Source organism: Streptomyces sp. NPDC093221 (assembly GCF_044753885.1).
In the GTDB taxonomy this organism is placed as follows: domain Bacteria; phylum Actinomycetota; class Actinomycetes; order Streptomycetales; family Streptomycetaceae; genus Actinacidiphila.
Window position 1 is genome coordinate 113,934 of the sequence record NZ_JBIVOA010000012.1, and the last position, 25,043, is coordinate 138,976.

Genomic DNA, 25,043 nt, shown 5'->3' on the forward strand with positions numbered 1-25,043 from the left:
ACGGCACCGCTCACCAGGCGGTACCGGGCGTGGCACATCCCCGCGGACTTCACGGAAGGGGTCCGCGGTGAGCGCTTGCCCGGCACTGTCCCCAACCTCGGCTGGGGGTACTCCCAGGCGATACCCACCTCATACAAGGACACAAACCTGCGTACCGCAGCAGTCATTCCCGCCGCCGGCCGTGGACTTCGGCTCGGCCCCGGCGCGCCCAAGGCCCTGCGCACCCTCGGCGGGGTGCCCATCCTGGTGCACGCCGTCCGCGCGATGGCCCGCGCCCGCGCCGTCGACGTGATCGTGGTCGTCGCCCCGCCCGAGGGCGTCCCCGAGGTCAGGGCGCTGCTCGACGCCCACGGCCTGCCCGAGTCCACCGACATACGGGTCGTCCCCGGCGGTGACGTACGGCAGGAGTCGGTACGGCTCGGCCTCGCCGCGCTCCCCGACGACGTGGACGTCGTCCTCGTGCACGACGCGGCCCGCCCGCTGGTGCCGGTGGAGACCGTGGACGGCGTGGTCGAGGCGGTACGCGGCGGCGCCCCCGCCGTCGTCCCCGCGCTGCCGCTGGCCGACACCGTCAAGAGCGTCGACGCGGTCACCCATCTGGTCACCGGCACCCCGGAGCGCGCCCTGCTGCGCGCCGTCCAGACCCCGCAAGGCTTCGACCGCGGCACGCTCGCCAAGGCGCACGCCACCGTCACCCGCGATGTCACCGACGACGCGAGCATGGTCGAACAGCTCGGCGTACCGGTGCTGGTCGTGCCGGGCCACGAAGAGGCGTTCAAGGTCACCCGCCCGCTGGACCTCGTACTCGCCGAGGCCGTACTCGCCCGCAGGAGGGCCACCGATGGCTACTGACGGCCCGCTCGGGCACGGGGTGTCCGGGTCCGATCTGCCCGGCGGCGATCCGTCCGGGTCCGGTCTGCCCGGCGGCGGCCTGTCCGCGTCCGGTCTGCCCGGCTCCGGCCTGCCGCCCGGCTACGTGCTTCCCCAGGTCGGCATCGGCACCGACATCCACGCCTTCGAGGAAGGGCGCGAGCTGTGGTGCGCCGGACTCCTCTGGGAGGGGGAGGGGCCCGGGCTCGCCGGGCACTCCGACGCCGACGTCGTCGCCCACGCGGCCTGCAACGCCCTGTTCTCCGCCGCCGGGCTCGGTGACCTCGGCGCCCACTTCGGCACCGACCGGCCCGAGTGGGCGGGCGCCTCCGGGACCGCCCTGCTCACCGAGGCCGCCCGGATCGTGCGCGACGCGGGCTTCGTCATCGGCAACGTGGCGGTCCAGGTCGTCGGCAAACGCCCCAAGATCGGCCGCCGCCGCGACGAGGCCCAGAAGGTCCTGACCTCGGCGGTCGGCGCCCCCGTCTCGGTCAGCGCCGCCACCAGCGACGGCCTGGGCTTCCCCGGCCGCGGCGACGGCCTCGCGGCCGTCGCGACGGCACTGGTGGTCCGCGCTCACCCGCACGAGTGAGCGAGGAAAACCCACGGGCGGGTGAGGGAATTCTCCGCCCGTCCGGCACGTTGCGTAGCCGGAAGATCACCGCCCCGGCATGTGAAAGGACCCGCTCATGGCCGCCCTCCCGGACTCCGCCCGCGCCCTGATCGACGGCAAGAATTTCGCGACCATCGCCACCCTCCAGCCCGACGGCCAGGCCCAGTTGTCCGTCGTGTGGGTGACGCGTGACGGTGACGACGTGCTCGTCTCCACCAAGGAAGGCCGTCGCAAGCACCTCAATCTGCTCAAGGACCCCCGCACCACCGTGCTGGTGACCCCGGTCGACAACCCGTACAAGTACCTGGAGATCCGGGGCACGGCGACCCTCACCCGTGAGGGCGGCGACGACCTGATCAACGCGCTGAGCCGGAAGTACACCGGTGAGGAGTACGGCAACGACGAGCCCGGGGACGTGCGTGTCGTCGTACGGGTGAGCGCGGACCGCATCGTCGAGCACGGCTGAGCCGCGCGGGGCCGCCGTCCGTACAGCCGGGCCGCCGTCCGTACAGCCGGGCTGCCGTCCAGCCGGGCGGGGCCGGGGCGCGGGGGTCGCCGTACAGCCGATTGTCACCGTTGTGTGTGCCCTGTGTCAGACCGCACAAGGCACCCGCTCCGGGCCACTACCCTTGTGGAGTGACTATTCGCCTGTACGACACCAACGCGCGCCAGGTCCGTGACTTCGTCCCGCTCACGCCGGGCTGCGTCTCGATCTACCTGTGTGGCGCCACCGTGCAGGCGGCCCCGCACATCGGGCACATCAGGTCCGGGCTCAACTTCGACATCATCCAGCGCTGGTTCCGCTACCGCGGCTACGACGTCACGTTCATCCGCAATGTGACGGACATCGACGACAAGATCCTCGCCAAGGAGGCCGACCAGGGCCGCCCGTGGTGGGCGATCGGGTACGAGAACGAGCGCGCCTTCACCGCGGGCTACGACGCGCTGGGCTGCCAGCCGCCCACGTACGAGCCGCGCGCCACCGGCCACGTACCGGAGATGATCGAGATGATGCGCGGCCTCATCGAGCGCGGGCACGCGTACGAGGCCGACGGGAACGTGTACTTCGACGTGCGCTCGTTCCCCGAGTACCTGGAGCTGTCCAACCAGGAGCTGGACAATCTGCGCCAGCCCGAGGGCGAGGGCGAGACCGGCAAGCGGGACCAGCGGGACTTCGCGATGTGGAAGTCGACCAAGCCCGGCGAGCCGTCGTGGGAGACGCCGTGGGGCCGCGGCCGTCCCGGCTGGCACCTGGAGTGCTCGGCGATGGCCCACAAGTACCTGGGCAGCGTCTTCGACATCCACGGCGGCGGGATCGACCTGATCTTCCCGCACCACGACAACGAGATCGCGCAGGCCAAGGCGTACGGCGACGAGTTCGCCCGCTACTGGGTGCACAACGCCTGGGTCACCATGAGCGGCGAGAAGATGAGCAAGTCGCTCGGCAACTCGGTGCTGGTCTCCGAGATGGTGCAGCGCTGGCGGCCGATCGTGCTGCGCTACTACCTGGGCACCCCGCACTACCGGTCGATGATCGAGTACAGCGAGGAGGCGCTGCGCGAGGCGGAGTCCGCCTTCGCGCGGATCGAGGGCTTCGTGCAGCGGGTCATCGAGAAAGCCGGGCCGGTCGAGCCCGCCGCCGAGGTGCCGCCCGCCTTCGCCGAGGCGATGGACGACGACCTGGGAGTGCCGCAGGCGCTCGCCGTGATCCACACCACCGTCCGGCAGGGCAACAGCGCGCTGACGGCGGACGACAAGGAGACCGCGGTCGCGCGTCTGGCCGAGGTCCGTGCGATGCTCGGAGTGCTGGGCCTCGACCCGCTCGACGCGCACTGGACGGGCGCCGACCGCGGCGACGACCTGCACGGCGTCGTGGACTCCCTGGTCCGGCTGGTCCTCGAACAGCGGCAGTCGGCCCGCGCCCGCAAGGACTACGCGACCGCCGACGCGATCCGCGACCAGCTCGTACAGGCGGGTCTGGAGATCGAGGACACACCGACGGGTTCGCGCTGGACGCTGCGCGGCTGACCGATCCCGCGGCCGACCGCCTCAGCGGCCGACTGCCTCCGTGGCGGACCGCCTCCTGGCGGATCGCCTCCGCGGCCCCGGCCGACGGGCCCGACCCGTCGACCCGACCCGACCCGTATATCCGTACGCCGGACCCACGTCCGGCGAGCATGACCGAAGCGAAGTGAGAGTGCCCCATGGCCGGGAACAGCCAGCGCAGGAACCGCCGTACATCCAACAAAAAGGGCGCCACGGTCGGCAGCGGCGGGCAGCGGCGCAGGGGCCTTGAGGGCAAGGGCCCGACGCCGCCCGCGGAGGCGCGCAAGGGCCACAAGAAGAACCGCGTCGCCAACGCGGCGGCCAAGCGGGCCGTCTCCTCGCAGTCCCGGCGCCCGTCGGGCCGCGGCTCCAAGTCGACCTCCGAGCTGGTCGTCGGCCGCAATCCGGTGGTGGAGGCGCTGCGCGCCGACATCCCGGCCACAGCTGTGTACGTCCAGCAGTTCATCGAGAACGACGACCGGGTACGGGAGGCGCTGCGGCTGGCCACCGACCGCGGGGTACCGCTGCTCGAAGCCCCGCGCCCCGAGCTCGACCGGCTCACTGCGGGCCTGAACCACCAGGGCCTGGTGCTCCAGATCCCGCCGTACGAGTACGCGCACCCGGACGATCTGGCCGCCGCCGCGCACGACGCGGGCGAGGACCCGCTGATCGTCGCGCTCGACGGTGTCACCGACCCCCGTAACCTCGGCGCCGTCGTCCGCTCGGTGGCGGCCTTCGGCGGGCACGGCGTCGTCGTGCCCGAGCGGCGCGCGGCCGGGATGACGGCCGGTGCGTGGAAGACGTCCGCGGGGACGGCGGCGCGGGTGTCGGTGGCGCGCGCCACCAACCTCACCCGCACCCTGGAGTCGTACCAGAAGGCCGGGCTCACCGTCGTCGGCCTGGCCGCGGACGGCGACCTCGAACTGCACGAGCTGGACGCCCTGTCGGGGCCCGTCGTCATCGTCGCGGGCAGCGAGGGCAAGGGGCTGTCGCGGCTCGTCAGCGAGACGTGCGACCTGCTGGTGCGGATTCCGATGCCGGGCGGCGCGGCGGAGTCGCTGAACGCCGGTGTGGCGGCGGGTGTTGTGCTGTACGAGGCGTCGCGGCGCAGGGCCTGAGCGGTGGTTGTGGCGCCGGGGTCGTGGCGCCGGGGCTGAAAAGCTTGCGCGGCGCAGGCTCTGAGCCGCCCTGTGACACTTCCTGAGGCGTTCTCGGACGCGTCTTCGAATCGTCATCGCCGGGGCGCTGACCGGGCGTTGACGGGTCTCGGACATCGTGGGGGCGCGGAGGCAGTGTCCTAAACGTCCGTCACTCGGTTAGATGAGTGTGGACACCAGAACACCCCGCACTCCTACGGGGGGAGGGTTGCCCGGCTTCGACGAGCCCGCTCCGTTGAGCATGGCCAGGGTGCCGAGCGATCCCGCCCAGGTCATCGTCAATCACGCGAGCTTCCGGGTGCAGCTCGGCGCGACCCCGGGCCGTGCCCTCAGCCTCGACGACACCGCGCAGATCCCCGTCGTGACGCAAGCGCGGCCCGGCGCGGCCGGGCGGCGGAAGCTGTCGCCGGTGGTGTGGTCGGGCCGCTCCACGCCGGGCGATCCGGCGGCCGGGGAACTGCTCCAGGCGGTCCGCCGCGCGGGCGTGGCCGGCGGCGCGAACTCCTCCGGCGCGGCCACCCAGGTGCTGCCGCGGATCGACGACACCACGGCGGCGCCCCCCGTGCCGACCGTCGTGGGCCAGCGCGGCGCGCAGTCCCCGACCGGCCTGCTCAGCGGCGTACGCCCGGCGACCGGCGCGTACGACGAGGGCGCGGACGGCGGTTCCGACGAGCAGCGGGTGGGCTACGTCGGCGACTCCTCGTCCGTCGACGGCGCCGAGCGCAGGCCGCGTACCCGCAACGGCGAACCGGCCAAGCACGCCTGGTACCCCGACCGCCGGATGAACCTCGGCATCGTGCTGCTCCCGCTGCGGATCTTCCTCGGCTTCGTGTCGATCTACGCGGGCATGGGCAAGCTCTGCGACCCCGTCTACTTCGACGGCGGCAAGCGCGGCTCGATGGTCACCTGGCTCAACTCCCTGCACCCGTGGGCCCTCGCGGAGCCGCTGCGCGACGCCGCGCTCAACCACCCGGTGGGCGCGGGCCTGAGCATCGCCTTCCTCCAGGTGGTCGTCGGCGTCCTGACCGTCTGCGGTCTGTGGCAGCGTGTCGCGGCCTTCTTCGGCGCGGGGCTGTCGATCGCGCTGCTGGTGACGGTGAGCTGGCGGACGGTCCCGGTGTACGACGCCCCGGACTTCATCTACCTCGCCGCGTGGAGCCCGCTGATCATCGCGGGCGCGCCGGTGTACTCCATCGACGGTCACCTCGCAGGGGACGCCTGGCGGCGGCTCGGCCCGCGCGTCACGGTGTGGGACCTGCGCCGCCGGGTGCTGCGGCGCGGCACGGTGCTCGCCACCGTGATCGCCGGTCTGACGCTGCTGATCGGCTCGGTGCTCGGCGCCGCCGTCCGCGCGTCCAGCACGCACGACGACAGGCCGCAGCGGCCGACGGTCATTCCGACCAACGATCTGCCCGGCTCCCCGCTGCCCGAGGTCTCGGGCGGCAGCGGGCCGCAGGGCGCGTCGCCGAAGCCGTCGGCGTCGCCGAAGTCCAAGAAGAAGGGCGAGGACAAGAAGAAGGCCAAGGGGCAGCCGACGTCCAAGGCGCCGACGTCCTCGTCGTCCACGTCCTCCTCGTCGACCGGCGGCGGCCACTCCGCGGGCTCCCGCCCGACCAGCGGCTCGACGTCCTCCTCCAGCGGCGGTACCTCCGGCGGGACTTCGCAGGCCCCGCCGCCCGCCCCGCCCTCCCAGCCGGAGGCTCCCGCCCCGTCCGCCCCGGCCCCCAAGCCCACCCAGGGCGCCATCGGCGGCCTCCTCGGCCTCCACGTCCTCGGAGACCCCTCCTCCCCGTCCCCCACCCGCACCTCCTGACCCTTCCCCACCCCCAGGACCGCGCCCCCGCCCCAGAGGGCGCGGTCCTCACGCCGCGCCGATCATCCCCCCGGGGCCCGAGCCTGCCCGCCGGTCGGATCTGCAACGCGGCGGTGCCCCCGGCAGGCCCGATGAGCACATCGCCGACTTCGCGCGGTCGCCCGCCGGCTTCTGCGTCCTGTCGACCGCCACGCGCGGACCTCTGCGCGGGAAAGGACCTCACGAGTACGGCAGCAGCGTCCCAGTGTCCAGGTTGAAGCCGAACGGTTGCGGGACGCGAAGGCTTTCACCGAAGTCGGCGTCCTCGCGACGGTGATACTTCCCGCCGTCGGGACGGCTGAAGAGCGTGACCGTCTTCAGCCTCGCGTCGACCACGAGGTACAGCGGGATTCCCATCATCGGGTAGTCCCGTACCTTGCCCACCCAGTCGTTCTCAGGGTTCGACGGCGAGACCAGCTCGACGGCGATGGCCGCGCTCTCCGCGGGGACCTGATTGTCGGTGGTCTCCAGCACGTCAGCGGGCAGGTACGTCAGATCGGGGTTGCGGCTCTTGCCCACACCGGGAGAGACGAGGTCGGTGTTCTCGCTCGGCAGCAGGTCGCCAGGGCAGTGTGCGTCGAACTGGCGCCTTACCACCAGGAGATTGCGCTGGTGGATGCCAGGGGGGCCGACCATCATCACGATCGTGTCGCCGGAGATCTCGGTCTTGAACCCGTCCGGCAGACTCCTGCGGGCCTCATCAAGGAGTGCGAAGCGCTGCGGGTCCATGCCGCTGTGCCTCCCATGAACGGGCCGACCGGTCTCCCAGCCTAGCCCGACCTGACGCCCCAGAGCCCGCACCGTTCACGGACGCCGACCGGGACTTTCCACACCCGCCCGGCCGACCGCATCCGCCAACGCAGAACCCCGGCCCAGATCCTGTCTGGGCCGGGGTCCACAGAGAGCCCCCTGTCGGATTCGAACCGACGACCTTCGCTTTACAAGAGCGGTGCTCTGGCCAGCTGAGCTAAGGAGGCGCAGGAGAAGTGTAGCGGGCACGGATCGGGGGGTGGGAGGGAAAGTGGGGGGCGGGGGGCTGGTGACAAGGGGCGGGGGGCAAGGTAGCGTCACGGGAAGGTTCACACAGTGTGGACTGGACCAATCCTTCCTTTACTCGGATCGTCCGGCACGTTCCTGCCGGTGAAGGGACTGTAATCAGTCATGGCAACTGTCACGTTCGACAAGGCGACCCGCATCTACCCCGGTGGCGACAAGCCCGCGGTGGACGGCCTGGAGATCGAGGTCGGGGACGGCGAGTTCCTGGTTCTCGTCGGGCCCTCGGGTTGCGGCAAGTCGACCTCCCTGCGCATGCTCGCGGGTCTCGAGGACGTCAACGCGGGTGCGATCCGGATCGGTGAGCGGGACGTCACGCACCTGCCGCCGAAGGACCGGGACATCGCGATGGTGTTCCAGAACTACGCGCTGTACCCGCACATGACCGTCGCGGACAACATGGGCTTCGCCCTGAAGATCGCGGGCGTCAACAAGGCCGAGATCCGCAAGCGGGTCGAGGAAGCCGCGAAGATCCTGGACCTCACCGAGTACCTGGCGCGCAAGCCGAAGGCGCTCTCCGGCGGTCAGCGCCAGCGTGTCGCGATGGGCCGCGCGATCGTCCGTGAGCCGCAGGTGTTCCTCATGGACGAGCCGCTGTCGAACCTCGACGCCAAGCTCCGCGTCCAGACCCGTACGCAGATCGCGAGCCTCCAGCGCCGTCTGGGCGTCACGACCGTGTACGTGACGCACGACCAGGTCGAGGCCATGACCATGGGCGACCGCGTGGCGGTCCTCAAGGACGGCATCCTCCAGCAGGTCGACAGCCCGCGGAACATGTACGACCGCCCCGCGAACCTCTTCGTGGCCGGCTTCATCGGCTCCCCGGCGATGAACCTCATCGAGGTGCCGATCACCGACGGCGGCGTGAAGTTCGGCAACGCGGTCGTGAACGTCGAGCGCGAAGCGGTGCAGGCCGCGTCGGACAAGGGCGACCGTACGGTCACCGTCGGCGTCCGTCCCGAGCACTTCGACATCGTCTCCGAGAACGACAGCTCCAAGGCGCTGACGAAGGAGGGCCCGGCGGGTCTCGCCGTCACCGTCAACGTCGTCGAGGAGCTGGGCGCCGACGGTTACGTGTACGGCTCGGCCAAGGTCGGCGACGAGGACAAGGATGTCGTCATCCGCGTCGGCGGCCGCGCGATCCCCGAGAAGGGCTCCGTGCTGCACGTCGTGCCGCGCGCCGGTGAGACGCACGTCTTCGCCACCTCCTCCGGCGAGCGCCTGACCGACAACCGCTGATCCACCGGTTCCTCCACGCCGACGGCCCGCCGGTACGTGACTCCTCACGTACCGGCGGGCCGTCGCCGTGTGCCACCGGTACGTGTCCCGCCAGTACGTGCCCCACCGGTACGTGTCCCGCCGGTACGTGCCCCGCCGCTACCTGAGCCGCGTCGCCGCCTCGCCCCCACCCCCGCCCCCGCCCCCACCCCCGCCATCCGTACACGTTGTCGACAAATACATACGCATATCCGGCCTTTCGGGTGTGTTCGTCAACACCCGAACACCCTCTCCGAGATTTTCACTCCCTCGTCAGGGTGACTAAATGTCGCCAAATCATCACCAGTCGCTACGATCCGATGCGTGAACCAGGTAGCTCGCCGTCTCGGCAAGACATTCGCGCTCGTTCTTCCGGTCGTTCTCGTGCTGTCGGGAACGCTCGCCGTCACCCGCGTCCCGTGGGCGGACTCCTCCTCCGACTCGCAGGTGCTCACCGCATCCGCGAAGACGAAGGAGCAGGTTGCCGCGCAGGATGCCTCCAAGGCACCGCAGGAGGTGCTGCGCCGCCGTCTGTTGGACGAACTCCAGGAGAAGGACCCCGGCGCCGCTCTGACCCAGTTGCAGGTCGAGATGGCGCGTCAGCCGTCGCTCGCACGGTACTGCGCGTCGATCGCCCGGTCGCTGGGGCGCGCCGCCGTCGCCAAGTACGACGGCGCCACGCAGCGCGCCCAGGCGTGGTCGCGCCCGGTGTGCGACACCGCCTTCGCGACGGGCGTCGCCTCGGTCGGCTGACATCGCTGTTGACGGCGGCCTCTCCGGCCGCCTCCCACCACCGGCACGCGCGAGGAACCCCTTGCGGCGTACGGCCCGCCCGGTGCGGGACGTACGCCGCCTTCGCATAGGGTGCGCTGCATGACGCGCGCCGACGACCGTTCCCCCTCGACCGCCCACGACGCCTCGCGCGCCGAGGCCACGCACCACGCCGCCGCGCCGGATGACGCCTCGCGCCACGCCGCCGCGCCGGATGACGCCTCGCGCCACGACGCCGCGCCGGTCACCCAGGCCGTGCTCCTGGCCGGCGGCCAGGGCTCGCGGCTGCGGCCGTACACCGACGACCGCCCCAAGCCGATGGTGGAGATCCCCGGCACCGGGACGCCGATCATCGGGCACCAGCTCGCGTGGCTCGCCGCCGAGGGCGTCACCGACGCCGTCGTGTCCTGCGGCCACCTCGCCGAGGTGCTCCAGGAGTGGCTGGACGGCACCCCGCAGCCGCTGAACGTGACCACGGTCGTCGAGCGCGAACCGCTGGGCCGCGGCGGCGGGTTGAAGTACGCGGCAGCCTCGCTGCCCCGGCCCGACGAAGCCTGGTACGCCACCAACGGCGACATCTGGACCCGCTTCTCGCTCCGCGAGATGGCCGCCTTCCACCGTGAGCGCGACGCGATCGCGACCCTCGCGCTGGCCCGCCCCCGTATCCCGTGGGGCGCCGTCGAGACCAACGAGTTCGGCCAGGTGCTGGACTTCATCGAGGCCCCGCCCTCGCCCTTCCTCATCAACGCGGGCGTGTACGTCTTCGCGCCCGGCTTCACCGCCCAGCTCCCGGACCGGGGCGACCACGAGCGCACCACCTTCCCGCGGCTGGCCCGCGAGCGGAGGCTGGCCGGTTTCCCGATCCCCCAGGGGGCCTACTGGCGGGCCATCGACACCGCCAAGGACCTCACGGAGGCGGCCAAGGAACTCAGCGCCCGCCCCGTGCAGCCGCCCGCCGCCGTCTGACCGACCGCCCCGCCTCCGCCCTGGGCATTGCGGGGTGTGAAGGGTGGTGCCAGGGTGGCGCAATGTCGAAATCACTGTCGCGATCCCTCTCGCGCCGCACGGCGTTAAAAGTGGCCGGTACCGGCCTGCTCGGAGTCGGCGCGGGCGTCGCGCTGAGCGAGTCACTGGCAGCGGCCGACGTCCCGGCCTCCCAACGGTTCGACCTGTCGCAACCGTCGTACGAGCGGTTCCGCGGGGTGTCGCTGCACGAGACGCACCACGCGATGCAGGGCATGGCCTACGACAACGTCAACCGGCGCCTGTACATCGCGCAGATCCAGAACGGCAGCGACGGCGACGACCTGTGCGTCAACCAGTTGAGCATCAGCGGCGGCCTGACCGGCCACATGCACGTCAGCAACGCGGGGCACGGTGTGTCGATCGGGGTGGAGCCGGTCGGCACCGCGTCCTACATCTGGATGGAGTGCGACTCCGACCAGCACAGTGACGCCGGTCGCGGCACGGCGCTCGCCCGCTTCAAATTCGTCAACGGCGGCACCCCGTCGTCGGTGAAGAAGTTCCTCACCGGCAGCAAGACGATCTCCTGCGCCACCGACCCGGTCAACAAACGGCTGTTGGTCCGCCGCAGCGAGAGCGGCGGCATGCACTACAGCCTGTTCTCGCTCGCCGACGCCGCCGCGGGCCAGTTCTCCAGCCCGCTGGCGCACTTCGCCCAACCCACCCTCGGCAACGGCTCCGTGACCTTCCAGGGCTACACGTTCCTCGACAACTACCTCTACACGCTGGACGGCACAGGGCACGAGGACCCCGCCGACATCAACTCCTACGTGACGGCCACCGACATGAACACCGGCAAGGTCGTCCAGCGCTCCTTCACCGCGGCAGGCAAGACCCTCTTCTACCGCGAGCCCGAGGGGATGATGGTCTACCGGACCGTCAACGACAACCCGCGCCTGTGCTTCGGCTTCGCCTCCCGCCCCTCCATGACGAGCTCCACCCGCTACGCGAGCGTCTACTACAAGGACGTCCTGATCTGACGTTCCCCACCCGCTGGGGCCGGGCCGCACATCGCGCGGCCCGGACCCGGCGGAGACTGAGGGACGGACCCGGATCAGTGGGTGAAGGTGAACCAGTTGATGTTGAGGAAGTCGGCGGAGGAGCCGGACGAGAAGACGAGACAGACGTCGTGGGTGCCGGTGACGGAGGCGGTGACGTTGGCGGGGACGGTCTGCCAGTTCTGCCAGCCGCCGTTGTTGCCGAAGTCGATCTCGGCGATCTTGGTCCCGGTGGTGCTGCCGAGGCGGACCTGGAGGGCGCCGCTGACGCCGGGGTCGGCGCCGGAGGCGAGGCGGGCGGTGAACTGCAGGGGCGAGGACGAACCGAAGTCGAGGGCCGCGTACTTGAGCCAGTCGCCGTTGGAGATGTAGCCGACGTCCTGGCCGCCGCCGGAGTCGGTGCACGCCTCGGTCTGGGTGCCGCTCTGGGCGCTGTAGGACTCCGCCTGGACGGTCGAGTAGGCGCCCGTGCCGCCACCGCCGGGCGGCGGGGTGGTGCCGGAGCCCGCGCCGGGACCGAGCGAGACCGTCCAGGAGGTCGGCGCGCCGTCCTGGATGTGACCGTCGACGGGAGCGGCGCCGGTGGGACCGACGTCGTCGTACGGGAAGGCGTATCCGACGTTGGCGTACTTGTGGACGAGCCGCGCGTAGTGGTTGGTCGTCGCGTCCGTGTAGTACGCGGAGGGCGCGACGCCGTCGGGCTGGTTGTTGCCGCCGCCGACCAGCAGCGAGCTGCGGTTGAGGGCGGCGGCCAGCCGGGCGGCGACCGCGCCGCGGGCGTCGCCGCCGGAGTTGTAGAGCGGGCCGCTGGCGCAGCCGAAGATGTCGACGGCGCTGGGCTTGGTGAACGGCACGCCGTTGGTGTTCAGACCCGAGAAGACCAGGGTGTTGCCGGAGACGGTGCCCGAGTACGAGCCGATGCCGCCCTGCCCGTTGATGGTCAGCGTGTGCGACTGATAGTAACTCCACACGCTGTTCAGGTAGTTGTTCCAGTACCCGCCGAAGTCGGTCGGCGAGTGCGAGGGCGCCAGGATGCGCAGCGCGGCGCCCGAGGAGTCGGTGGCGACCAGCTTGTCCCACGGCGCCCCGTCGGCGGCGTGCTGCGCCTGGAGCCCGGAGGCGATGGAGGCCAGCGCGCCCGAGGGCAGCGGGCTGACCGACTGCGAACCGCCGCTGCCGGTCGTCGCCATGGAGACGGGCAGCGCCACCATGTCGACGTAGCTGATGTTCGCGTACAGGTTGGCGCTGTTGTACGTGAACTCGCAGAAGGTCCAGTTGGTCAGCCAGTTGGGGTCGCTACTGGTGAAACCGGGCTGTACGAGACCGGGTACGCCGCCGTTGCCGCCGGGCGGGTTGACGTAGAACTGGATCTTCTTGCCGACCGAGAACCAGACCCGGCCGCCGATCACGTAGTCCTGGAGCGTGAAGGTGGTGGCGGCCGAGCCCGAGGCTCCCAACTGGAGGGAGAAGTCGGCGATCGGGGTCAGGACGGACGAGGGGCTGGGCAGCCGCTGGAAGCGCCCGGACGAGGTGACGAAGCCGGGCCAGCCGGAGCTGTCGGAGCCGCTGATGTAGGCGTAGACCGTGCCGTTGCCCGAGTTGTTCTTCAGCGAGACGGGCAGTGACGGACCGGCCGCCGCGGCCCGCGACGTCAGGCCGCGTGCCCACAGCGGGGAACTCGCGGCGGCGGCGCCCGCGCCGACCGCGGTGACGAAGGATCGTCTGGAGACCACGTACTCCTCCTTGGAGGTGGCAGGCGGGCCGTCGCCGTCGGTGCGTCGGGGCGGCGGCTCGCGTGGGGGGACTGCCTGGAAGAACGTCAGGACCTGGGGCCTGGAGTGCCGTAGGCCGTCGGGGCCTCAGGTCGTCAAGAGCTGAAATACCGTCAGGACGGCAGGTGCCAGACCTGGTTGGCCCCGCCCGTGCAGTCCCAGATCTCCACCTGGGTGCCCGCGGTGGTCGACCAACCGGTGTCGTCCAGGCACCTGTTGGACTGCGGGTTGTACAACGACCCGTTGGACTGCGGTATCCACACCTGCGAACCGGTGTTGTTGCAGTCGTAGAGATCGACCAGCGTCCCGTTGGCCGTGCCGCCGCCGTTGACGTCGAGGCACTTGCCCAGGACGTGCAGGGTGCTGCCCGCCTCCACGACGGTCCACTGCTGCGCGGCCGTGCCGTTGCACGTGTAGACCTGAACGGGGTTGTAGTTGGCGGTACTCGACGCGCGGTCGTCCAGGCACAGGCCGCCGTAGCCGGTGATGGCCTTGCCGCCGGACGGCGGCGGGGTCGTACCGCCGCCGGTCGTCGTGTACGCGGCCACGTATCCGACGCTCATCGTCCCGCCGGACGTCGTCGCCGAACTCGGCGAGGTGCAGCCGCAGACGCCGTTGGGGAAGCCGCCGCCCATCGCGAGGTCGAAGATGATGTTCAGGTTGTGGTCGTACGCCGCCTGCCAGGTGGCCGCGCCGACCTGGCCCTCGGTGACGCTGAAGTACGAGGCGCCGTCGAGGTAGAAGGTGATCGACTCGTTGGACGTGTTCGTCCGGTCGAGGATCATCGAGTACGTGTGGAAGCCGCTCTGGCAGCCGGAACACGCGCGCAGGCCGCTGCCGATGCCGTTGCCCTCGTTGCAGACACCGCCGGGGTACGTGCCGCAGTGGATCGTGCCCGCCACCTGGGAGAGGGCGTTGACGTCCTCCATGATGTCGATCTCGCCGTTCTCGGGCCACTGGCCGGGGCCGAGCATCCAGAACGCGGGCCAGTAGCCGAGGCCGTTGGCCGGGCTGGGCTGCTGGATCGACGCCGTGACCTGCAACTTGCCGCCCGCCGGGGCGCCCGCGACCGCGGTGGGCGTGTGGATGCGGCCCGACGTCCAGTTGGTGCCGCTGCCGAGCGCGGTGATGTTGAGGTGACCGTTGCCGTCCAGGTGGACGTTGCTGGTCGAGTTGGTCATCGTCTCGATCTCGCCGGTCCCGAAGTTCGCACCGGGGCCGGTGTCGTACGTCCACTTCGACCCGTTCGGCGCGCTGCCCGCCGCGCCGGCGAAGTCGTCGCTGAAGACGGTGGTCCAGCCGGACGGCGCGCCCGGCACGGTGACCGCGTCCGCGGACGGGGTGCCGACGGCGAACACGGCGAGCGCGCCGAGCGCTGTGGCGAGGGCGAGTTGACGCCATGCGCGCCATGCGCGGAAGGCGCGGAAGGCGCGGAATGCGGCGGGTCCGGAGAAGGCGCGGGTGCGCGAGGCCGACCGCGGGGATCTGCTGTGGGGGGATGAGCGGTGGGTCACGGAGAGCTCCTGACGGTCCGTCAATCGGCGGACGGGAAGAGTTGCCAGGGAACACGCGGAGGGGGGAGCGGTGCCGCGGATACGGCGGCGGATGCGGTGGTACGGCGGGGTGTGACGGGTGCGGCGGATGCAGCGGGGGTGCAACGGGCGCGGCGGTGGACCGGTCGCGGCGCGGAGGCGGGGCGTCCGGTGGTGTAGACAACTGAGCGAAGTTGATTGAACCCGTGTACATGCGCTGCCGTCAAGATGTGGTGAGAGCGCTCTCTGGGCTGCCGCCCGGGGGCGGGGGACCGAGGCCGCCCGCGGTGGCCGGAACGCTGCCCGCGGGGCGGCCCGGCGCCGGGCCGGGCCCCAACGGCCTTGGACGGGCGGGCTGTTGGCTTCCGGCGGTCGGTGATCTCGCGGGAGTCCGCGCACCGGGGGGCGACCGACCGGCAAGGGGTTCACCGACGGCTCGGTCCGCCGGTTCACCGACGGCTCGGTCCGCGCCGGGCGGTTCGCGGCACCCGACTCGCGGATACGGCCCGCCCCGGTCGGGCGCTGCTGGTCACCGGGGGTGTGGCTATCGTCGGAGTGTGCGCTTTGTGACGTTTAACGTGCTGCATGGGCAGGCGATGACCGGGGGGCGGCCGGTGGCGTTCGGGGTGGGGGAGGCGGCAGGGGAGCCGTTGGGCGCGGCCGTGGCGGCGCTGGACGCCGACGTCGTGGCACTCCAGGAGGTCGACCGCGCCCAGGAACGGTCCGGGCGGATCGACCAGGCGCGGGTCGCGGCCGACGCGATGGGCGCCGCGCACTGGCGCTTCGCCTCCGCCGTCCACGGCCGGTCCGTCCCGGGCGAGGGATGGGTCCTGGACCCGAAAGCGCCGGACCTCCGGGTCTACGGTCCACCGGGTGCGGGTGCGGGTGCGGGTGCGGGTGCGGGTGCGGATACGGATACGGGTACGGGTACGGGTACGGATACGGATACGGACGCGGGCGCGGCTGGCGGGGTGGAGGCGTACGGCGATGCGCCCGCGCACGGGGTCGCCCTGCTCACCCGGCTGCCGGTACGGCACTGGCGGGCCCGGCGGCTCGCACCCGCGCCCTTCGCACTGCCGCTGCGGGTGGCCGGACGGCCGGGGCTCGTATGGGTACGGGACCAGCCGCGGGCCGTGCTGGCCGCCGTACTGGAGGGCAACGCCGGACCGTTCACGGCCGTCGCCCTGCACCTGTCCTTCGTGCCCGGCTGGAACGCCCGCCAACTCGCCGCCGTACGCCGCTGGATCGCCGACCTGCCCCGCCCCTACCTGCTCCTGGGCGACTTCAACCTGACCGGCGCCGTACCGAGGACCGTCCTCGCCGCCACCGGCCGCGAGCGCTGGCACGACCTCGCCCGCACCCCCACCTACCCCGCCCACCGCCCCCTCGTCCAGTTCGACCACATCCTGGCCCACGGCGTCCCGCCCTCCTCGGTCCGCCCCGCCCTGACCTCGGCGACCGCCCCCCTGACCCCCCTCTCCGACCACCGCCCCCTGGTGGCGGACGTGCAGTGGTGACCCCCGCCCCCTGAAGCGCCCCTGCCGTCCACCCGCGCGGCAACGGGCTGCCGTTCGTTACGGCTGAGGCGCGCTCACGGCGGCGAGCCGTCCGCAGGACGTCAGCCGTCCATTTGGTGGAAGCGGGACTCGGCGAAGGTGAAGGCCGTGTCGCGGACGCCGAAGGGGTGCTGGAAGGCGTGGTTGAGCTGGGCGGTGAGGCAGATGGCGAAGGCGATGGCGGCGCCCACGAAGCAGAGGGCCACGAGATGGCGGGCGGTGGCGGTGAGGCCGAGGACCGGGGGGAAGGCGATGAGGAAGCCGCCGGCGACCAGCATGGCGAGCCAGGTGATCCGGGGCATGCCCGCTTTGACCTCGGCGGCGCGGTCGGTGCGCGTTTCGTAGACCGTGGCCAGCGCCGTCGTGGCGGCGGACTTCGCCGTCTGGTGGCCGGGCGCGGCGGCGCCGACGGCCGCGCGCACCTGGTCGAGGGCATGCCACGCCTCAGGGCTGGTGTGCCCGTGGGCGAGTTCGGGGAACTCCACGGTCCTGACGTCGGAGGTGTACTGCCGCAGCAGCGCCCGCACCTTGACGCGGTCGGGGCTCGCGAGACCGCCCGCCGCCCAGTACGTGTCACCCAGCGCCCTGGCCTCGTCGTACGTACGGGACCGCGCGGTGCTCAGCGCGGACCAGCTGCCGGCGACCTGGAAACCGGTCAGCAGGATGAAGGAACTGAGCAGGACACCGCCGATGAGCGACAGCGCCTGACCGTTGAACTCGACGCTCGCCAGCCGCTGTTCCTGGCCGAGGAAGTGGCCCAGCAGCACGGCGAAGGCGACACCGCCGAGGACGGACAGCAGCGAGACGACGTACATGGACATACGACTCCTGGGGCTTCGGTACGGCGGTGCTCAGGTCTCAGGTGGTTCGGTGCGCGCGGGTGCGCGCCTGCTCTGGACGAGGTGACCTCTGGGCGAGGTGACCTCTGGACGAGGTGACTTCTGGGCGACGTGACCTCTGACGATGCGACCGCTACGGACGAACCGAGGTCAGCGGCGACGTGCGACGAAGCGCGGCAGGGCCGCGAGGGCGGCGGGCAACAGGACGGCCAGCATCGACAGCAGCCACCAGCGCGACACGCTCTCGTCGGGGCCGGGCGACGGCGGCGGCTGCGCGTCGAAGGGCGGTTCGGCGCCCGTGCCGCGCGGCTTCGCGTCGTCGTCCCCGGCCGACGACGGCGTCGGTGACAAGGGCGCGGCCGGGCGTACGCCGGACGCGGCGGCCGTACGGTGCCGGGCGGACGCGGCGTCGGCGGGCGCTGCGGACGGGGGAGGAACGGGCGCGGAGCCCGCGGGGGACGGTGTCGGGCGGCCCGCGCCATTCGTGGGCGGCGTCACGGGCGGCGGTACGGCTACGGGGCCCGAGGGTGTCGGGGCCGCGGTGGGGGTGCACGTGGGGGAGGGGGAGGAGGTGGGGGTCGGGGACGACGTCGGCGTGGGTGTCGGCGAGCCCCCGCCGGACGGCGGCCTCGGGCCGCAGGGTTCACCGACCTTCACGGTGAGGCGGCCCACCGGGAGCCGTAAGGAGACATCCAGATGCAGCAGTCGGCTGATGATCCTGCCGTCGACGCACACCGCCACGGTCACCGGCTGGTGCCCGCCGCTCCCGGCTTCCCCGCCGCTGCCGGTTTCCGTCGCGGCCGACGCCCGGCCCGCCCCGGCCACGACGCCTGCTAGGACAGCGACGGCGAAGACGGCGACGGCGACCGGTGTGACGGCTCGTACCGCCACGGCCGCCGCGCGGCACGCGGAGCCCCCCACCGGCACGGTCAGCACCTCGCTTCCCCAGGAGTCGCCCGGTGGCGCGCAGTGCTGTACCGGTTTCCGCTGGTATCAGCATGAAGATATGGGGACGCGGAGGGTCATGTCATTCGAACAGCCCAATATGGCCAAAAATGGGCACGCGGCATGTGCCGTGCGGAATGGGACGCTCGGCGGACGACGCATCGCGCCCGACGCGCGACGCACAGCGCGGACGTGCCTTACGGCGTAAGAACGCGCCTGACGACGTACCGACGCGCCACTCGACGTAGCGACGCGCCTCTCGACGTACCGACGTACCGACGTACCGACGTACCGACGCGCCGCACGGCGCCCGCGCCCGCCCCGGCGGCGCGGCCGTCACCATGCCGCGCACCGCCGGAGGCAGGGGCGCCGGATCACGAACCCGACCGGATCACGAACCCGACCGGATCACGAACCCGACCGGACCACGAACCCCGGTCGCGGAAGCCCCCGGTGACGGAGACCCCCGGTCACGCGGGGCCGGTCAGAGGTCGAACTCCGCCGGGTTGAGGCCCACCGCGAAGCACGCCTCGCGCACGACGGCCTGCTCGGTCTTGTCGAAGTCGCCGTCGGCGCCGCCGATGACGATGCCGATCTGGATGACGGCACGCGCCTCCGTCGGCTTCTTCTGCACCTTGGCGATCTCCTGGAGGATCGCCACCTTGCCGAGGGCGAAGTCGGCGGTGAGCTTGGTCAGGTAGTCCTCGAAACGGCGCTGGAGGTCGGGCGCCGGGAAATTCTGCAACACGTCGTTGCTCGCGATCAGCGACGCGACGCGCTGCCGCTCGGACGGGTCGACGGAGCCGTCGGCGGCGGCCACGAGCGCGCACATCGCCATGCTGGCATCGCGGAAGGCCCCGCTCTTCAGGTCGTTCTTCTTCGCGTTGAGCTGGGTCTGCATCGTCTTGGTGGAGTCTTTCAAGCGGTCCCACAGGGCCATGAGCGGGTCTCTCCTCGGGCGGGGTTCGGTACGTGGTCCGTACGCGATCTGAGAACTCTCGGGGAGCGTAAAGGAGTTCCCAAGACGGAAAGACGGCATCCGGCGAGCGCGTGTGCGGGCCGTACGCCGTCCCCGCCCGAAGTCCCGGCTACGGGATCAGGACGACCTTGCCCATCGTCGCCCGCGACTCCAGCGCCCGGTGCGCCCCGGCGGCGTCCGCGAGCGGGAAACGCTGTACGGCGGGCCGCAGCCGGCCGTCGGCGGCGGCCGCCAACGCCTCGGTCTCCAGCGCGCGCATCCCTTCCGGGGTGCCGGTGAACTTCTGGAGGGCCGGGCCCACGACGACCCGCGAGGTGATGCCGCGCTCGGCGAGTTCGCTGTCGGCGAAACGCAGCGGTTCGCCCGAGGACCAGCCGTAGACGAGGTGCCGGCCGCCGGGCGCCAGCAGGCCGACCGCGGCGCGCGCGAGGCCGCCGCCCACGGAGTCGAGGACGACGGTCGCGCCCGCGCCCCCGAGGAAGTCCCGCACCTCCCGCGTCCATTCCGGCCGCCCGTAGTCGACGGCGAGGCCCGCGCCCAGCGAGCGGACCCGTTCGGTCTTCTCCGCGCCGCCCGCCGCGCCGACGACAATCGCGCCGAGCTGCCGCGCGTACTGCACCACCAGCGTCCCGATGCCGCCCGCGGCGGCCAGCACCACCACGGTGTCGGCCGCCCGCAGTTCCGCCAGCCGCAGGATGCCCACCGTCGTACGGCCCGTGCCGATCATCGCGACGGCCGCGGCGGCGTCCAGGCCGTCGGGGAGCGCGTGCAGCCGGGCGGCGTCGGTGACCGCGGCCCCCGCGTACCCGCCGGGCACCATGCCCAGGTGCGCGACGACGCGGCGGCCGAGCCACGCCGGGTCGGTGCCGTCCCCGAGCGCGTCCACGGTGCCCGCCACCTCCCGGCCCGGAATCGTCGGCAGTTCGGGCGCGGGCATCGGGCCGCCCTCGTACTTCCCGGCCCGCAGTGTGGTGTCCACCAGGTGCACTCCGGCCGCCTCGACCGCGATCCGCACCTGTCCCGCGCCCGGCACGGGGTCCGGCGCCTCCTCGTACCGCAGATTCTCCGGAGGGCCGAAGGCGTGCAGTCGTACGGCGTGCATGGCGGGTCTCCTGTCGGGGTACGGGCGCGGCGCGTGCGGACCCCAGCCAACAACCTCAAGCGGACTTGAAGTCAAGCGGCGCCCTCGCTTCCGTGACCGCCTCACACCATCCGCTTCACGCCCGTCCCGCACCCGCCTTACACCCGCCTCACACTCGCGGGAAACGGCTCAGCAGATCCCAGATCACCGGATTTCCGTCCAGGCCCTCGTGCATATCCGTGAGGTCGGCCACCACATCGTGCAGGAAATCCCGCGCCTCCCGCCGTAGTTCCGCGTGGTGCAAGGACAACGGCGGCTCGTCCTCGACCCAGTCGGCCGTCACGTCCACATAGCCGAAACGCCGTACGAACCTCAGCCGGTCCGCCGACTCCGTGAAGTCGAACTCCGCATATTGCGGCCGCGCCGCCCTGCTCCCCGCCGGGTCCCGGTCCAGTTCCTCCACGATGTCGCACAACGCCCAGGCGAAGTCCAGCACCGGCACCCATCCCCAGCCTGTGGACAACTCCCGCTCGCCCTCGGCCACATACACATCCCCGCAGAACAGATCGTGCCGCAGGGTCCGCACATCCGCCGTCCGGTAATCCATCTGCGGCGGGTCGGGAAAGCGGCGCGAAAGGGCGTATCCGAGGTCGATCACCCACCGATGGTGTCACCCGCGCGTGCGGGCCCGTACACCCGGACAGGCGGACAGGCGGACAGGCGGACACGGGAGAACCTGCGCCCGGACACGCGAACGGCCCCCGGTCCCCGGAAGCGTCCGGGGCGGGGGCCGTGCGGTGGGCGGCTCTGACGGTGACCCGTGTGTTAGAGGGTCACACCGAAGTCGGTCGCGATGCCGACGAGGCCGGAGGCGTAACCCTGGCCGACGGCGCGGAACTTCCACTCGGCGCCGTTGCGGTACAGCTCGCCGAAGACCATGGCGGTCTCGGTGGCCGCGTCCTCGCTCAGGTCGTAGCGGGCGATCTCGGCGCCGCCGGCCTGGTTGACGATGCGGATGTACGCGTTGCGGACCTGGCCGAAGTTCTGGCTGCGGGCCTCGGCGTCGTAGATCGAGACGGGGAAGACGATCTTGTCGATGTCGGCGGGCAGGCCCGCGAGGTTGACGTTGATCGCCTCGTCGTCGCCGTCGCCCTCACCGGTCCGGTTGTCGCCGGTGTGGACGATGGTCTGGTCCGGGGTCTGCTTGTTGTTGAAGAAGACGAAGTGGCCGTCGGAGTAGACCTTGCCGTCCACCTTCACGGCGATGGCGCTGGCGTCGAGGTCGAAGTCGGTGCCGGTGGTCGTCCGCACGTCCCAGCCGAGGCCGACAGTCACGGCCGTCAGGCCGGGCGCCTCTTTGGTCAGTGAGACGTTGCCGCCCTTGGACAGGCTTACAGCCATGAGGAGTCCCCTTTTGTGGTCTGTCATAGGTACTCCGACGAAACTACCGTCATTCCCCAGAACGCGGTCACAGGATCGTACGGTTCAGTAATCCTGCAACTGTGCTGTTGCGCCGCCGCCGAAACTGTTGCGCCGCTGTCGAAAACCCCGTGACGCGCGGGCCCCGGACGCGGGATCATGGGACACATGTCCGGGCCACTTCTCATTCGCGGTTCGGTCTCCGTGCCGGAGGCCGAGCTTCTGTGGCGTTTCTCGCGTTCCTCGGGGCCGGGCGGTCAGCATGTGAACACCTCCGACTCGCAAGTCGAGTTGCGCTTCGACCTCGCGCGTACGGAGTCGCTGCCGCCGGTGTGGAAGGAACGCGCGCTGGAACGGCTCGCGGGACGGCTGACCGGCGGCGTACTGACGGTCAAGGCGTCCGAGCACCGCTCGCAGTGGCGCAACAGGGAGACGGCGCTCACCCGCCTCGCCGCGCTGCTGGCGCAGGCCACGGCGCCGCCGCCCAAGGCGCGCCGCGCCACGAAGATCCCGCGCGGGATCAACGAGCGGCGGCTGCGCGTGAAGAAGCAGCGCAGTCAGACCAAGCGGGGCCGCAGCGGCGGCGGCTGGGACTGAGCGGACCGCCTCGGGTACTCGGGGACCCGTATCCCCGGGTATACGGCGCACGGCTCGGCGCGGGCGGGAGCCCACGGCTCAGCGCAGGTAGCGGTACCGGCCGCGGAAGTACGTCAGCGGCCCGCCGTCGGCGCTCGGCGTCCTGGCCGTCAGCACCCGCCCCACCACCAGGGTGTGGTCACCGGCGGGCACCCGCTGCTGCGTCTCGCACTCGAGTATCGCGAGCGCGCCGCCGAGCACGGGAGCGCCGGAGTGTTCGCCCCGGTAGTACGAGATGTCCTCGAAGAGCAGCCGGTCGCTGATCCGGCCGCGCATCGCGAAGCGGCCCGCGATGTGCCGCTGGCTCTCGCTGAGGACCGAGGCGGCCCAGCGCGGCTGCCGCTCCAGCAGGTCGTCCATCCGCGAGCCCTCGCGGACACTCACCATCACCAGCGGCGGTTCGAGCGAGACGGAGAGGAAGGCGGTGGCGGTCATGCCGACGTCCTCGCCGCGCGGCTCGTCCTCCGAGTCGTGTGCGGTGATGAGGACGACGCCCGCCGCCAGGCGGGACATCGCGGCGCGGAAGTCGTCGAGGTCGACGGTCTCGGATAGGCCCATGGTGGTCCCAGGATGCCGTCCGGGTGAAGGTTCAAGCACATCCATCACGTTACGGGGCGGTAGGAATCGCGCGCATCGGGCTCCGGTCGGAGGCGGGCCGTGGCCGGTCCTAGGACCAGGGCTCTACGTTGTGTGTTCAACCGCTTACATGATGATGTGACTTGAGTCACAAGGGCGAGGAATTGTTGACCCTGTGTACCTGGGGCACAGCTCGCTGTGATTCAGTGGCCCGTGTAATCCGTTGATTTGAAATTATCAGGAGTTGCTGTCGAGGGCGCGGAGAGAGGCATGGACACCGAGTCGGAGCCGTATGTCCGTCTCGCGACCCTGCGTCAGCTGCACCAGGTCGTCGCGGACCTCAACACGGCGCGGAGTCTCGCGGACACCCTTCAGGCCGTCGCGGAAGGCGTGGTCAAAGGGTTGAACTACGAGCTGGCCGCCGTCAATCTGGTACGCCCCGACGGCGATCTCATCGTGGCCGCCTTCGCGGGCAGCGCCGCGGCCGAGGCCCTCATGGCCGGACGCATCGGCTCGCGCACCTCCTGGGAGCGCCGCCTCACCATGGGCGAGCGCTGGGGCACCCTGCGCTTCATCCCGCACACCGAGGGCTGGGTCCTCATCGACGACGACGTGCCCCAGTGGCACACCGAGGGCCCGCTGCCCCGCTTCGCCGACGAATGGCACCCCGGCGACCGCCTCTACGCCCCCATGTACTCCTCGCAGACCGTCGGCAGCGAGCTGATCGGCGTCATATCCGTCGACAAGCCCACCAGCGGCAGGCACCCCGGCCCCTGGGGCTGCGAAGCCCTCCAGATGTACGCGTTCCAGGCCGGCATAGCCATCAGCAACGCCCGGCTGCGCGCCAACATGCAGCGCGCCCTCGTCCGGCTCGAACGCGACCAGCAGGCACTGCGCGCCAGCGAGGAGAGCTTCCGGCAGGCCTTCGAGTACGCCCCCAGCGGCATGGCCATCGCCGAGATGGGCGGCGACCAGCACGGCAAGCTGCTGCGCGCCAACGACGCCCTGTGCCGCCTGCTGGGCCGCTCCGCCTCCACCATGCGCCGCTACTCCTTCTCCGACCTCGTCCACCCCGAGGACGTCGGCCTGCTGCTGCGCACCTCCGCCGAGGGCGGCCGGGCCGAACTGCGGCTCGCGCGGCGCGACGGCAGCTACGTCTGGGCCTCGCTGCGCAATTCGGTCGTCGCCGACACCGCCGACGGGCCGCGCTTCCTGCTCACCCACGTCGAGGACATCGAGGAGCGCAAGGGCCGCGAGCTGCAACTCGCCCACCGCGCCAGCCACGACTCGCTCACCGGCCTGCCCAACAGCGCCGAACTGCGCGCCCGGCTCTCCGCCCGGCTCTGTTCGCGGCCCCAGGACCGCGACGCCCACGACCTCTCCGACGCCCTCGGCGTCCCCGGCGAGGGGCCCGACGAGTTCGCCTTCAGCTACGGCTACGGGCCCGAGGAGCTCGCCGCGCCCCTCGGCGCCCTCGGCTACGACTCGCACACCCACGTCACCGCGCCCGACGAGAGCGACCCCGAGAACGCGGGCAAGGGCCTCGCCGTCCTCTTCTGCGACCTCGACGGCTTCAAGTCCATCAACGACCGCTTCGGGCACCACACCGGTGACGCCGTCCTCATCGAGGTCGCCCGCCGCCTCACCGGCGCCGTCCGCGACGGCGACACCGTCGCCCGCCTCGGCGGCGACGAGTTCGTCGTCCTCGCCGACGGGCTGGCGCCCGCCGACGCCGCCGACCTCTCCGTCCGCCTCCGCAACGCCATCATCCCGCCCATCCGCGTCGACGGGCGCGCCGTCCGCGTCGGCGCCAGCTTCGGCATCGGCTGGGCCGGGTGCGGGATGACCGCCGAGGAAGTCCTCCACTCGGCCGACCAGCGCATGTACGTCGAGAAACGCTCGCGCTCCCGCACGGGCCACCGCCGCGCCGGCTGACCCCTCCCCGCGCGGGTCGTGGCTCTTCGCGGCCCGGCCCCGGGCGGTTCCGTTGCGCCGGGGGAGGAACCGCGCGCTCAGCCACGGTGCTCCCGCAGGTCACCACCGGCCCCGGCGGGGCAGTCCGGTGGTC

The 25,043-nt window shown here is 71.7% G+C and carries 23 protein-coding genes and 1 tRNA gene; 13 read left to right on the forward strand and 11 right to left on the reverse strand.

Annotation, left to right across the window (positions count from 1 at the left end; translation table 11 throughout):
* The first annotated feature begins 120 nt into the window (after window positions 1-120).
* The 6 genes from ispD to ACIQCJ_RS33140 all read left to right on the forward strand — a co-directional run bounded on the left by ispD (window position 121) and on the right by ACIQCJ_RS33140 (window position 6,499).
* Window positions 121-852: a 2-C-methyl-D-erythritol 4-phosphate cytidylyltransferase gene (ispD, locus tag ACIQCJ_RS33115; RefSeq protein ID WP_391164090.1), complete on the forward strand. Its 732-nt coding sequence runs from the start codon at window positions 121-123 to the stop codon at window positions 850-852.
* Window positions 842-1,462 carry a 2-C-methyl-D-erythritol 2,4-cyclodiphosphate synthase gene (gene ispF, locus ACIQCJ_RS33120; RefSeq protein ID WP_402713526.1) on the forward strand — a complete coding sequence of 207 codons (621 nt, stop codon included), beginning with the start codon at window positions 842-844 and terminating at the stop codon, window positions 1,460-1,462. Before ispD ends, ispF begins: the two co-directional genes overlap by 11 nt.
* A 97-nt stretch (window positions 1,463-1,559) precedes the next feature.
* The gene (locus tag ACIQCJ_RS33125) at window positions 1,560-1,949 is read left to right on the forward strand and encodes a PPOX class F420-dependent oxidoreductase (protein ID WP_355342090.1); all 390 of its coding nucleotides are present in this window, start codon (window positions 1,560-1,562) and stop codon (window positions 1,947-1,949) included.
* Window positions 1,950-2,119: 170 nt separating this feature from the next.
* Window positions 2,120-3,511 carry a cysteine--tRNA ligase gene (cysS, locus tag ACIQCJ_RS33130; RefSeq protein WP_355342093.1) on the forward strand — a complete coding sequence of 464 codons (1,392 nt, stop codon included), beginning with the start codon at window positions 2,120-2,122 and terminating at the stop codon, window positions 3,509-3,511.
* 176 nt (window positions 3,512-3,687) lie between these two features.
* Window positions 3,688-4,647 carry a 23S rRNA (guanosine(2251)-2'-O)-methyltransferase RlmB gene (rlmB, locus tag ACIQCJ_RS33135; protein WP_355342096.1) on the forward strand — a complete coding sequence of 320 codons (960 nt, stop codon included), beginning with the start codon at window positions 3,688-3,690 and terminating at the stop codon, window positions 4,645-4,647.
* Between the two features lie 280 nt (window positions 4,648-4,927).
* Window positions 4,928-6,499 carry a DoxX family protein gene (locus tag ACIQCJ_RS33140; protein WP_402713596.1) on the forward strand — a complete coding sequence of 524 codons (1,572 nt, stop codon included), beginning with the start codon at window positions 4,928-4,930 and terminating at the stop codon, window positions 6,497-6,499.
* Window positions 6,500-6,718: 219 nt separating this feature from the next.
* Here the strand turns inward: ACIQCJ_RS33140 and ACIQCJ_RS33145 are convergent, their stop codons facing one another.
* Together ACIQCJ_RS33145 and ACIQCJ_RS33150 are read right to left on the reverse strand one after the other, a co-directional pair.
* Complete coding sequence (locus ACIQCJ_RS33145) at window positions 6,719-7,267, reverse strand: Uma2 family endonuclease (RefSeq protein WP_402713529.1); 549 nt, start codon at window positions 7,265-7,267, stop codon at window positions 6,719-6,721.
* 174 nt (window positions 7,268-7,441) lie between these two features.
* Window positions 7,442-7,515 (reverse strand) — tRNA-Thr (locus ACIQCJ_RS33150).
* Between the two features lie 184 nt (window positions 7,516-7,699).
* Here ACIQCJ_RS33150 and ACIQCJ_RS33155 point away from each other — a divergent pair.
* The 4 genes from ACIQCJ_RS33155 to ACIQCJ_RS33170 all read left to right on the forward strand — a co-directional run bounded on the left by ACIQCJ_RS33155 (window position 7,700) and on the right by ACIQCJ_RS33170 (window position 11,622).
* Window positions 7,700-8,830 carry a sn-glycerol-3-phosphate ABC transporter ATP-binding protein UgpC gene (locus ACIQCJ_RS33155; protein WP_355342187.1) on the forward strand — a complete coding sequence of 377 codons (1,131 nt, stop codon included), beginning with the start codon at window positions 7,700-7,702 and terminating at the stop codon, window positions 8,828-8,830.
* Window positions 8,831-9,172: 342 nt separating this feature from the next.
* Window positions 9,173-9,601 carry a hypothetical protein gene (locus tag ACIQCJ_RS33160; RefSeq protein ID WP_188280613.1) on the forward strand — a complete coding sequence of 143 codons (429 nt, stop codon included), beginning with the start codon at window positions 9,173-9,175 and terminating at the stop codon, window positions 9,599-9,601.
* A gap of 120 nt (window positions 9,602-9,721) precedes the next feature.
* Entirely contained in the window at window positions 9,722-10,585 is an 864-nt protein-coding gene (locus ACIQCJ_RS33165; RefSeq protein ID WP_391049663.1) for a sugar phosphate nucleotidyltransferase, read from the forward strand.
* 62 nt (window positions 10,586-10,647) lie between these two features.
* Window positions 10,648-11,622 (forward strand): teichoic acid biosynthesis protein C, encoded by a 975-nt coding sequence (locus ACIQCJ_RS33170; protein ID WP_402713532.1) that lies wholly within the window; start codon window positions 10,648-10,650, stop codon window positions 11,620-11,622.
* Between the two features lie 74 nt (window positions 11,623-11,696).
* On the opposite strand, the gene ACIQCJ_RS33175 is transcribed toward ACIQCJ_RS33170, so the two are convergent.
* Window positions 11,697-13,373, reverse strand: coding sequence for a beta-1,3-glucanase family protein (locus ACIQCJ_RS33175; protein ID WP_391049659.1), 1,677 nt, complete (start codon window positions 13,371-13,373; stop codon window positions 11,697-11,699).
* A gap of 152 nt (window positions 13,374-13,525) precedes the next feature.
* On the reverse strand, window positions 13,526-14,926 hold the full coding sequence (locus ACIQCJ_RS33180; protein WP_402713534.1) for a ricin-type beta-trefoil lectin domain protein: 1,401 nt from the start codon (window positions 14,924-14,926) through the stop codon (window positions 13,526-13,528).
* 584 nt (window positions 14,927-15,510) lie between these two features.
* Here ACIQCJ_RS33180 and ACIQCJ_RS33185 point away from each other — a divergent pair.
* Window positions 15,511-16,461 carry an endonuclease/exonuclease/phosphatase family protein gene (locus tag ACIQCJ_RS33185; RefSeq protein WP_402713536.1) on the forward strand — a complete coding sequence of 317 codons (951 nt, stop codon included), beginning with the start codon at window positions 15,511-15,513 and terminating at the stop codon, window positions 16,459-16,461.
* Between the two features lie 101 nt (window positions 16,462-16,562).
* Here ACIQCJ_RS33185 and ACIQCJ_RS33190 read toward each other — a convergent pair whose 3' ends face one another.
* From ACIQCJ_RS33190 to ACIQCJ_RS33215, 6 genes are all read right to left on the reverse strand, one after another.
* Window positions 16,563-17,321, reverse strand: coding sequence for a hypothetical protein (locus tag ACIQCJ_RS33190; protein ID WP_355342205.1), 759 nt, complete (start codon window positions 17,319-17,321; stop codon window positions 16,563-16,565).
* Window positions 17,322-17,489: 168 nt separating this feature from the next.
* Window positions 17,490-18,266 (reverse strand): hypothetical protein, encoded by a 777-nt coding sequence (locus ACIQCJ_RS33195; RefSeq protein WP_402713538.1) that lies wholly within the window; start codon window positions 18,264-18,266, stop codon window positions 17,490-17,492.
* Window positions 18,267-18,768: 502 nt separating this feature from the next.
* Entirely contained in the window at window positions 18,769-19,224 is a 456-nt protein-coding gene (locus tag ACIQCJ_RS33200; protein WP_355342211.1) for a TerB family tellurite resistance protein, read from the reverse strand.
* Window positions 19,225-19,372: 148 nt separating this feature from the next.
* A complete protein-coding gene (locus tag ACIQCJ_RS33205; RefSeq protein ID WP_402713540.1) occupies window positions 19,373-20,365 on the reverse strand; it encodes a zinc-binding dehydrogenase in 993 nt (330 codons plus the stop codon).
* A gap of 148 nt (window positions 20,366-20,513) precedes the next feature.
* The gene (locus ACIQCJ_RS33210; protein ID WP_391049648.1) at window positions 20,514-21,002 is read right to left on the reverse strand and encodes a hypothetical protein; all 489 of its coding nucleotides are present in this window, start codon (window positions 21,000-21,002) and stop codon (window positions 20,514-20,516) included.
* Between the two features lie 167 nt (window positions 21,003-21,169).
* Window positions 21,170-21,745 carry a TerD family protein gene (locus ACIQCJ_RS33215; protein WP_355342220.1) on the reverse strand — a complete coding sequence of 192 codons (576 nt, stop codon included), beginning with the start codon at window positions 21,743-21,745 and terminating at the stop codon, window positions 21,170-21,172.
* A gap of 177 nt (window positions 21,746-21,922) precedes the next feature.
* Here ACIQCJ_RS33215 and arfB point away from each other — a divergent pair, with 177 nt between their 5' ends.
* Window positions 21,923-22,360 carry an alternative ribosome rescue aminoacyl-tRNA hydrolase ArfB gene (gene arfB, locus ACIQCJ_RS33220; protein ID WP_355342223.1) on the forward strand — a complete coding sequence of 146 codons (438 nt, stop codon included), beginning with the start codon at window positions 21,923-21,925 and terminating at the stop codon, window positions 22,358-22,360.
* Between the two features lie 78 nt (window positions 22,361-22,438).
* On the opposite strand, the gene ACIQCJ_RS33225 is transcribed toward arfB, so the two are convergent.
* The gene (locus tag ACIQCJ_RS33225; RefSeq protein WP_355342226.1) at window positions 22,439-22,957 is read right to left on the reverse strand and encodes a flavin reductase family protein; all 519 of its coding nucleotides are present in this window, start codon (window positions 22,955-22,957) and stop codon (window positions 22,439-22,441) included.
* A 288-nt stretch (window positions 22,958-23,245) separates the two neighbouring features.
* On the opposite strand from ACIQCJ_RS33225, the gene cdgB reads away from it, so the two are divergent.
* Window positions 23,246-24,910 carry a diguanylate cyclase CdgB gene (gene cdgB / locus ACIQCJ_RS33230; protein WP_355342229.1) on the forward strand — a complete coding sequence of 555 codons (1,665 nt, stop codon included), beginning with the start codon at window positions 23,246-23,248 and terminating at the stop codon, window positions 24,908-24,910.
* Window positions 24,911-25,043: the final 133 nt, after the last annotated feature.

Coding starts and splice junctions, on each gene's coding strand:
- ACIQCJ_RS33165 (WP_391049663.1), top strand. CDS start 9,722: ATGACGCGCGCCGACGACCGTTCCCCCTCGACCGCCCACGACGCCTCG.
- ACIQCJ_RS33215 (WP_355342220.1), bottom strand. CDS start 21,745: ATGGCTGTAAGCCTGTCCAAGGGCGGCAACGTCTCACTGACCAAAGAG.
- ACIQCJ_RS33190 (WP_355342205.1), bottom strand. CDS start 17,321: ATGTCCATGTACGTCGTCTCGCTGCTGTCCGTCCTCGGCGGTGTCGCC.
- cdgB (WP_355342229.1), top strand. CDS start 23,246: ATGGACACCGAGTCGGAGCCGTATGTCCGTCTCGCGACCCTGCGTCAG.
- ACIQCJ_RS33145 (WP_402713529.1), bottom strand. CDS start 7,267: ATGGACCCGCAGCGCTTCGCACTCCTTGATGAGGCCCGCAGGAGTCTG.
- ispF (WP_402713526.1), top strand. CDS start 842: ATGGCTACTGACGGCCCGCTCGGGCACGGGGTGTCCGGGTCCGATCTG.
- arfB (WP_355342223.1), top strand. CDS start 21,923: ATGGGACACATGTCCGGGCCACTTCTCATTCGCGGTTCGGTCTCCGTG.
- rlmB (WP_355342096.1), top strand. CDS start 3,688: ATGGCCGGGAACAGCCAGCGCAGGAACCGCCGTACATCCAACAAAAAG.
- ACIQCJ_RS33170 (WP_402713532.1), top strand. CDS start 10,648: ATGTCGAAATCACTGTCGCGATCCCTCTCGCGCCGCACGGCGTTAAAA.
- ACIQCJ_RS33200 (WP_355342211.1), bottom strand. CDS start 19,224: ATGGCCCTGTGGGACCGCTTGAAAGACTCCACCAAGACGATGCAGACC.
- ACIQCJ_RS33225 (WP_355342226.1), bottom strand. CDS start 22,957: ATGGGCCTATCCGAGACCGTCGACCTCGACGACTTCCGCGCCGCGATG.
- ACIQCJ_RS33155 (WP_355342187.1), top strand. CDS start 7,700: ATGGCAACTGTCACGTTCGACAAGGCGACCCGCATCTACCCCGGTGGC.
- ACIQCJ_RS33140 (WP_402713596.1), top strand. CDS start 4,928: ATGGCCAGGGTGCCGAGCGATCCCGCCCAGGTCATCGTCAATCACGCG.
- ACIQCJ_RS33125 (WP_355342090.1), top strand. CDS start 1,560: ATGGCCGCCCTCCCGGACTCCGCCCGCGCCCTGATCGACGGCAAGAAT.
- ACIQCJ_RS33205 (WP_402713540.1), bottom strand. CDS start 20,365: ATGCACGCCGTACGACTGCACGCCTTCGGCCCTCCGGAGAATCTGCGG.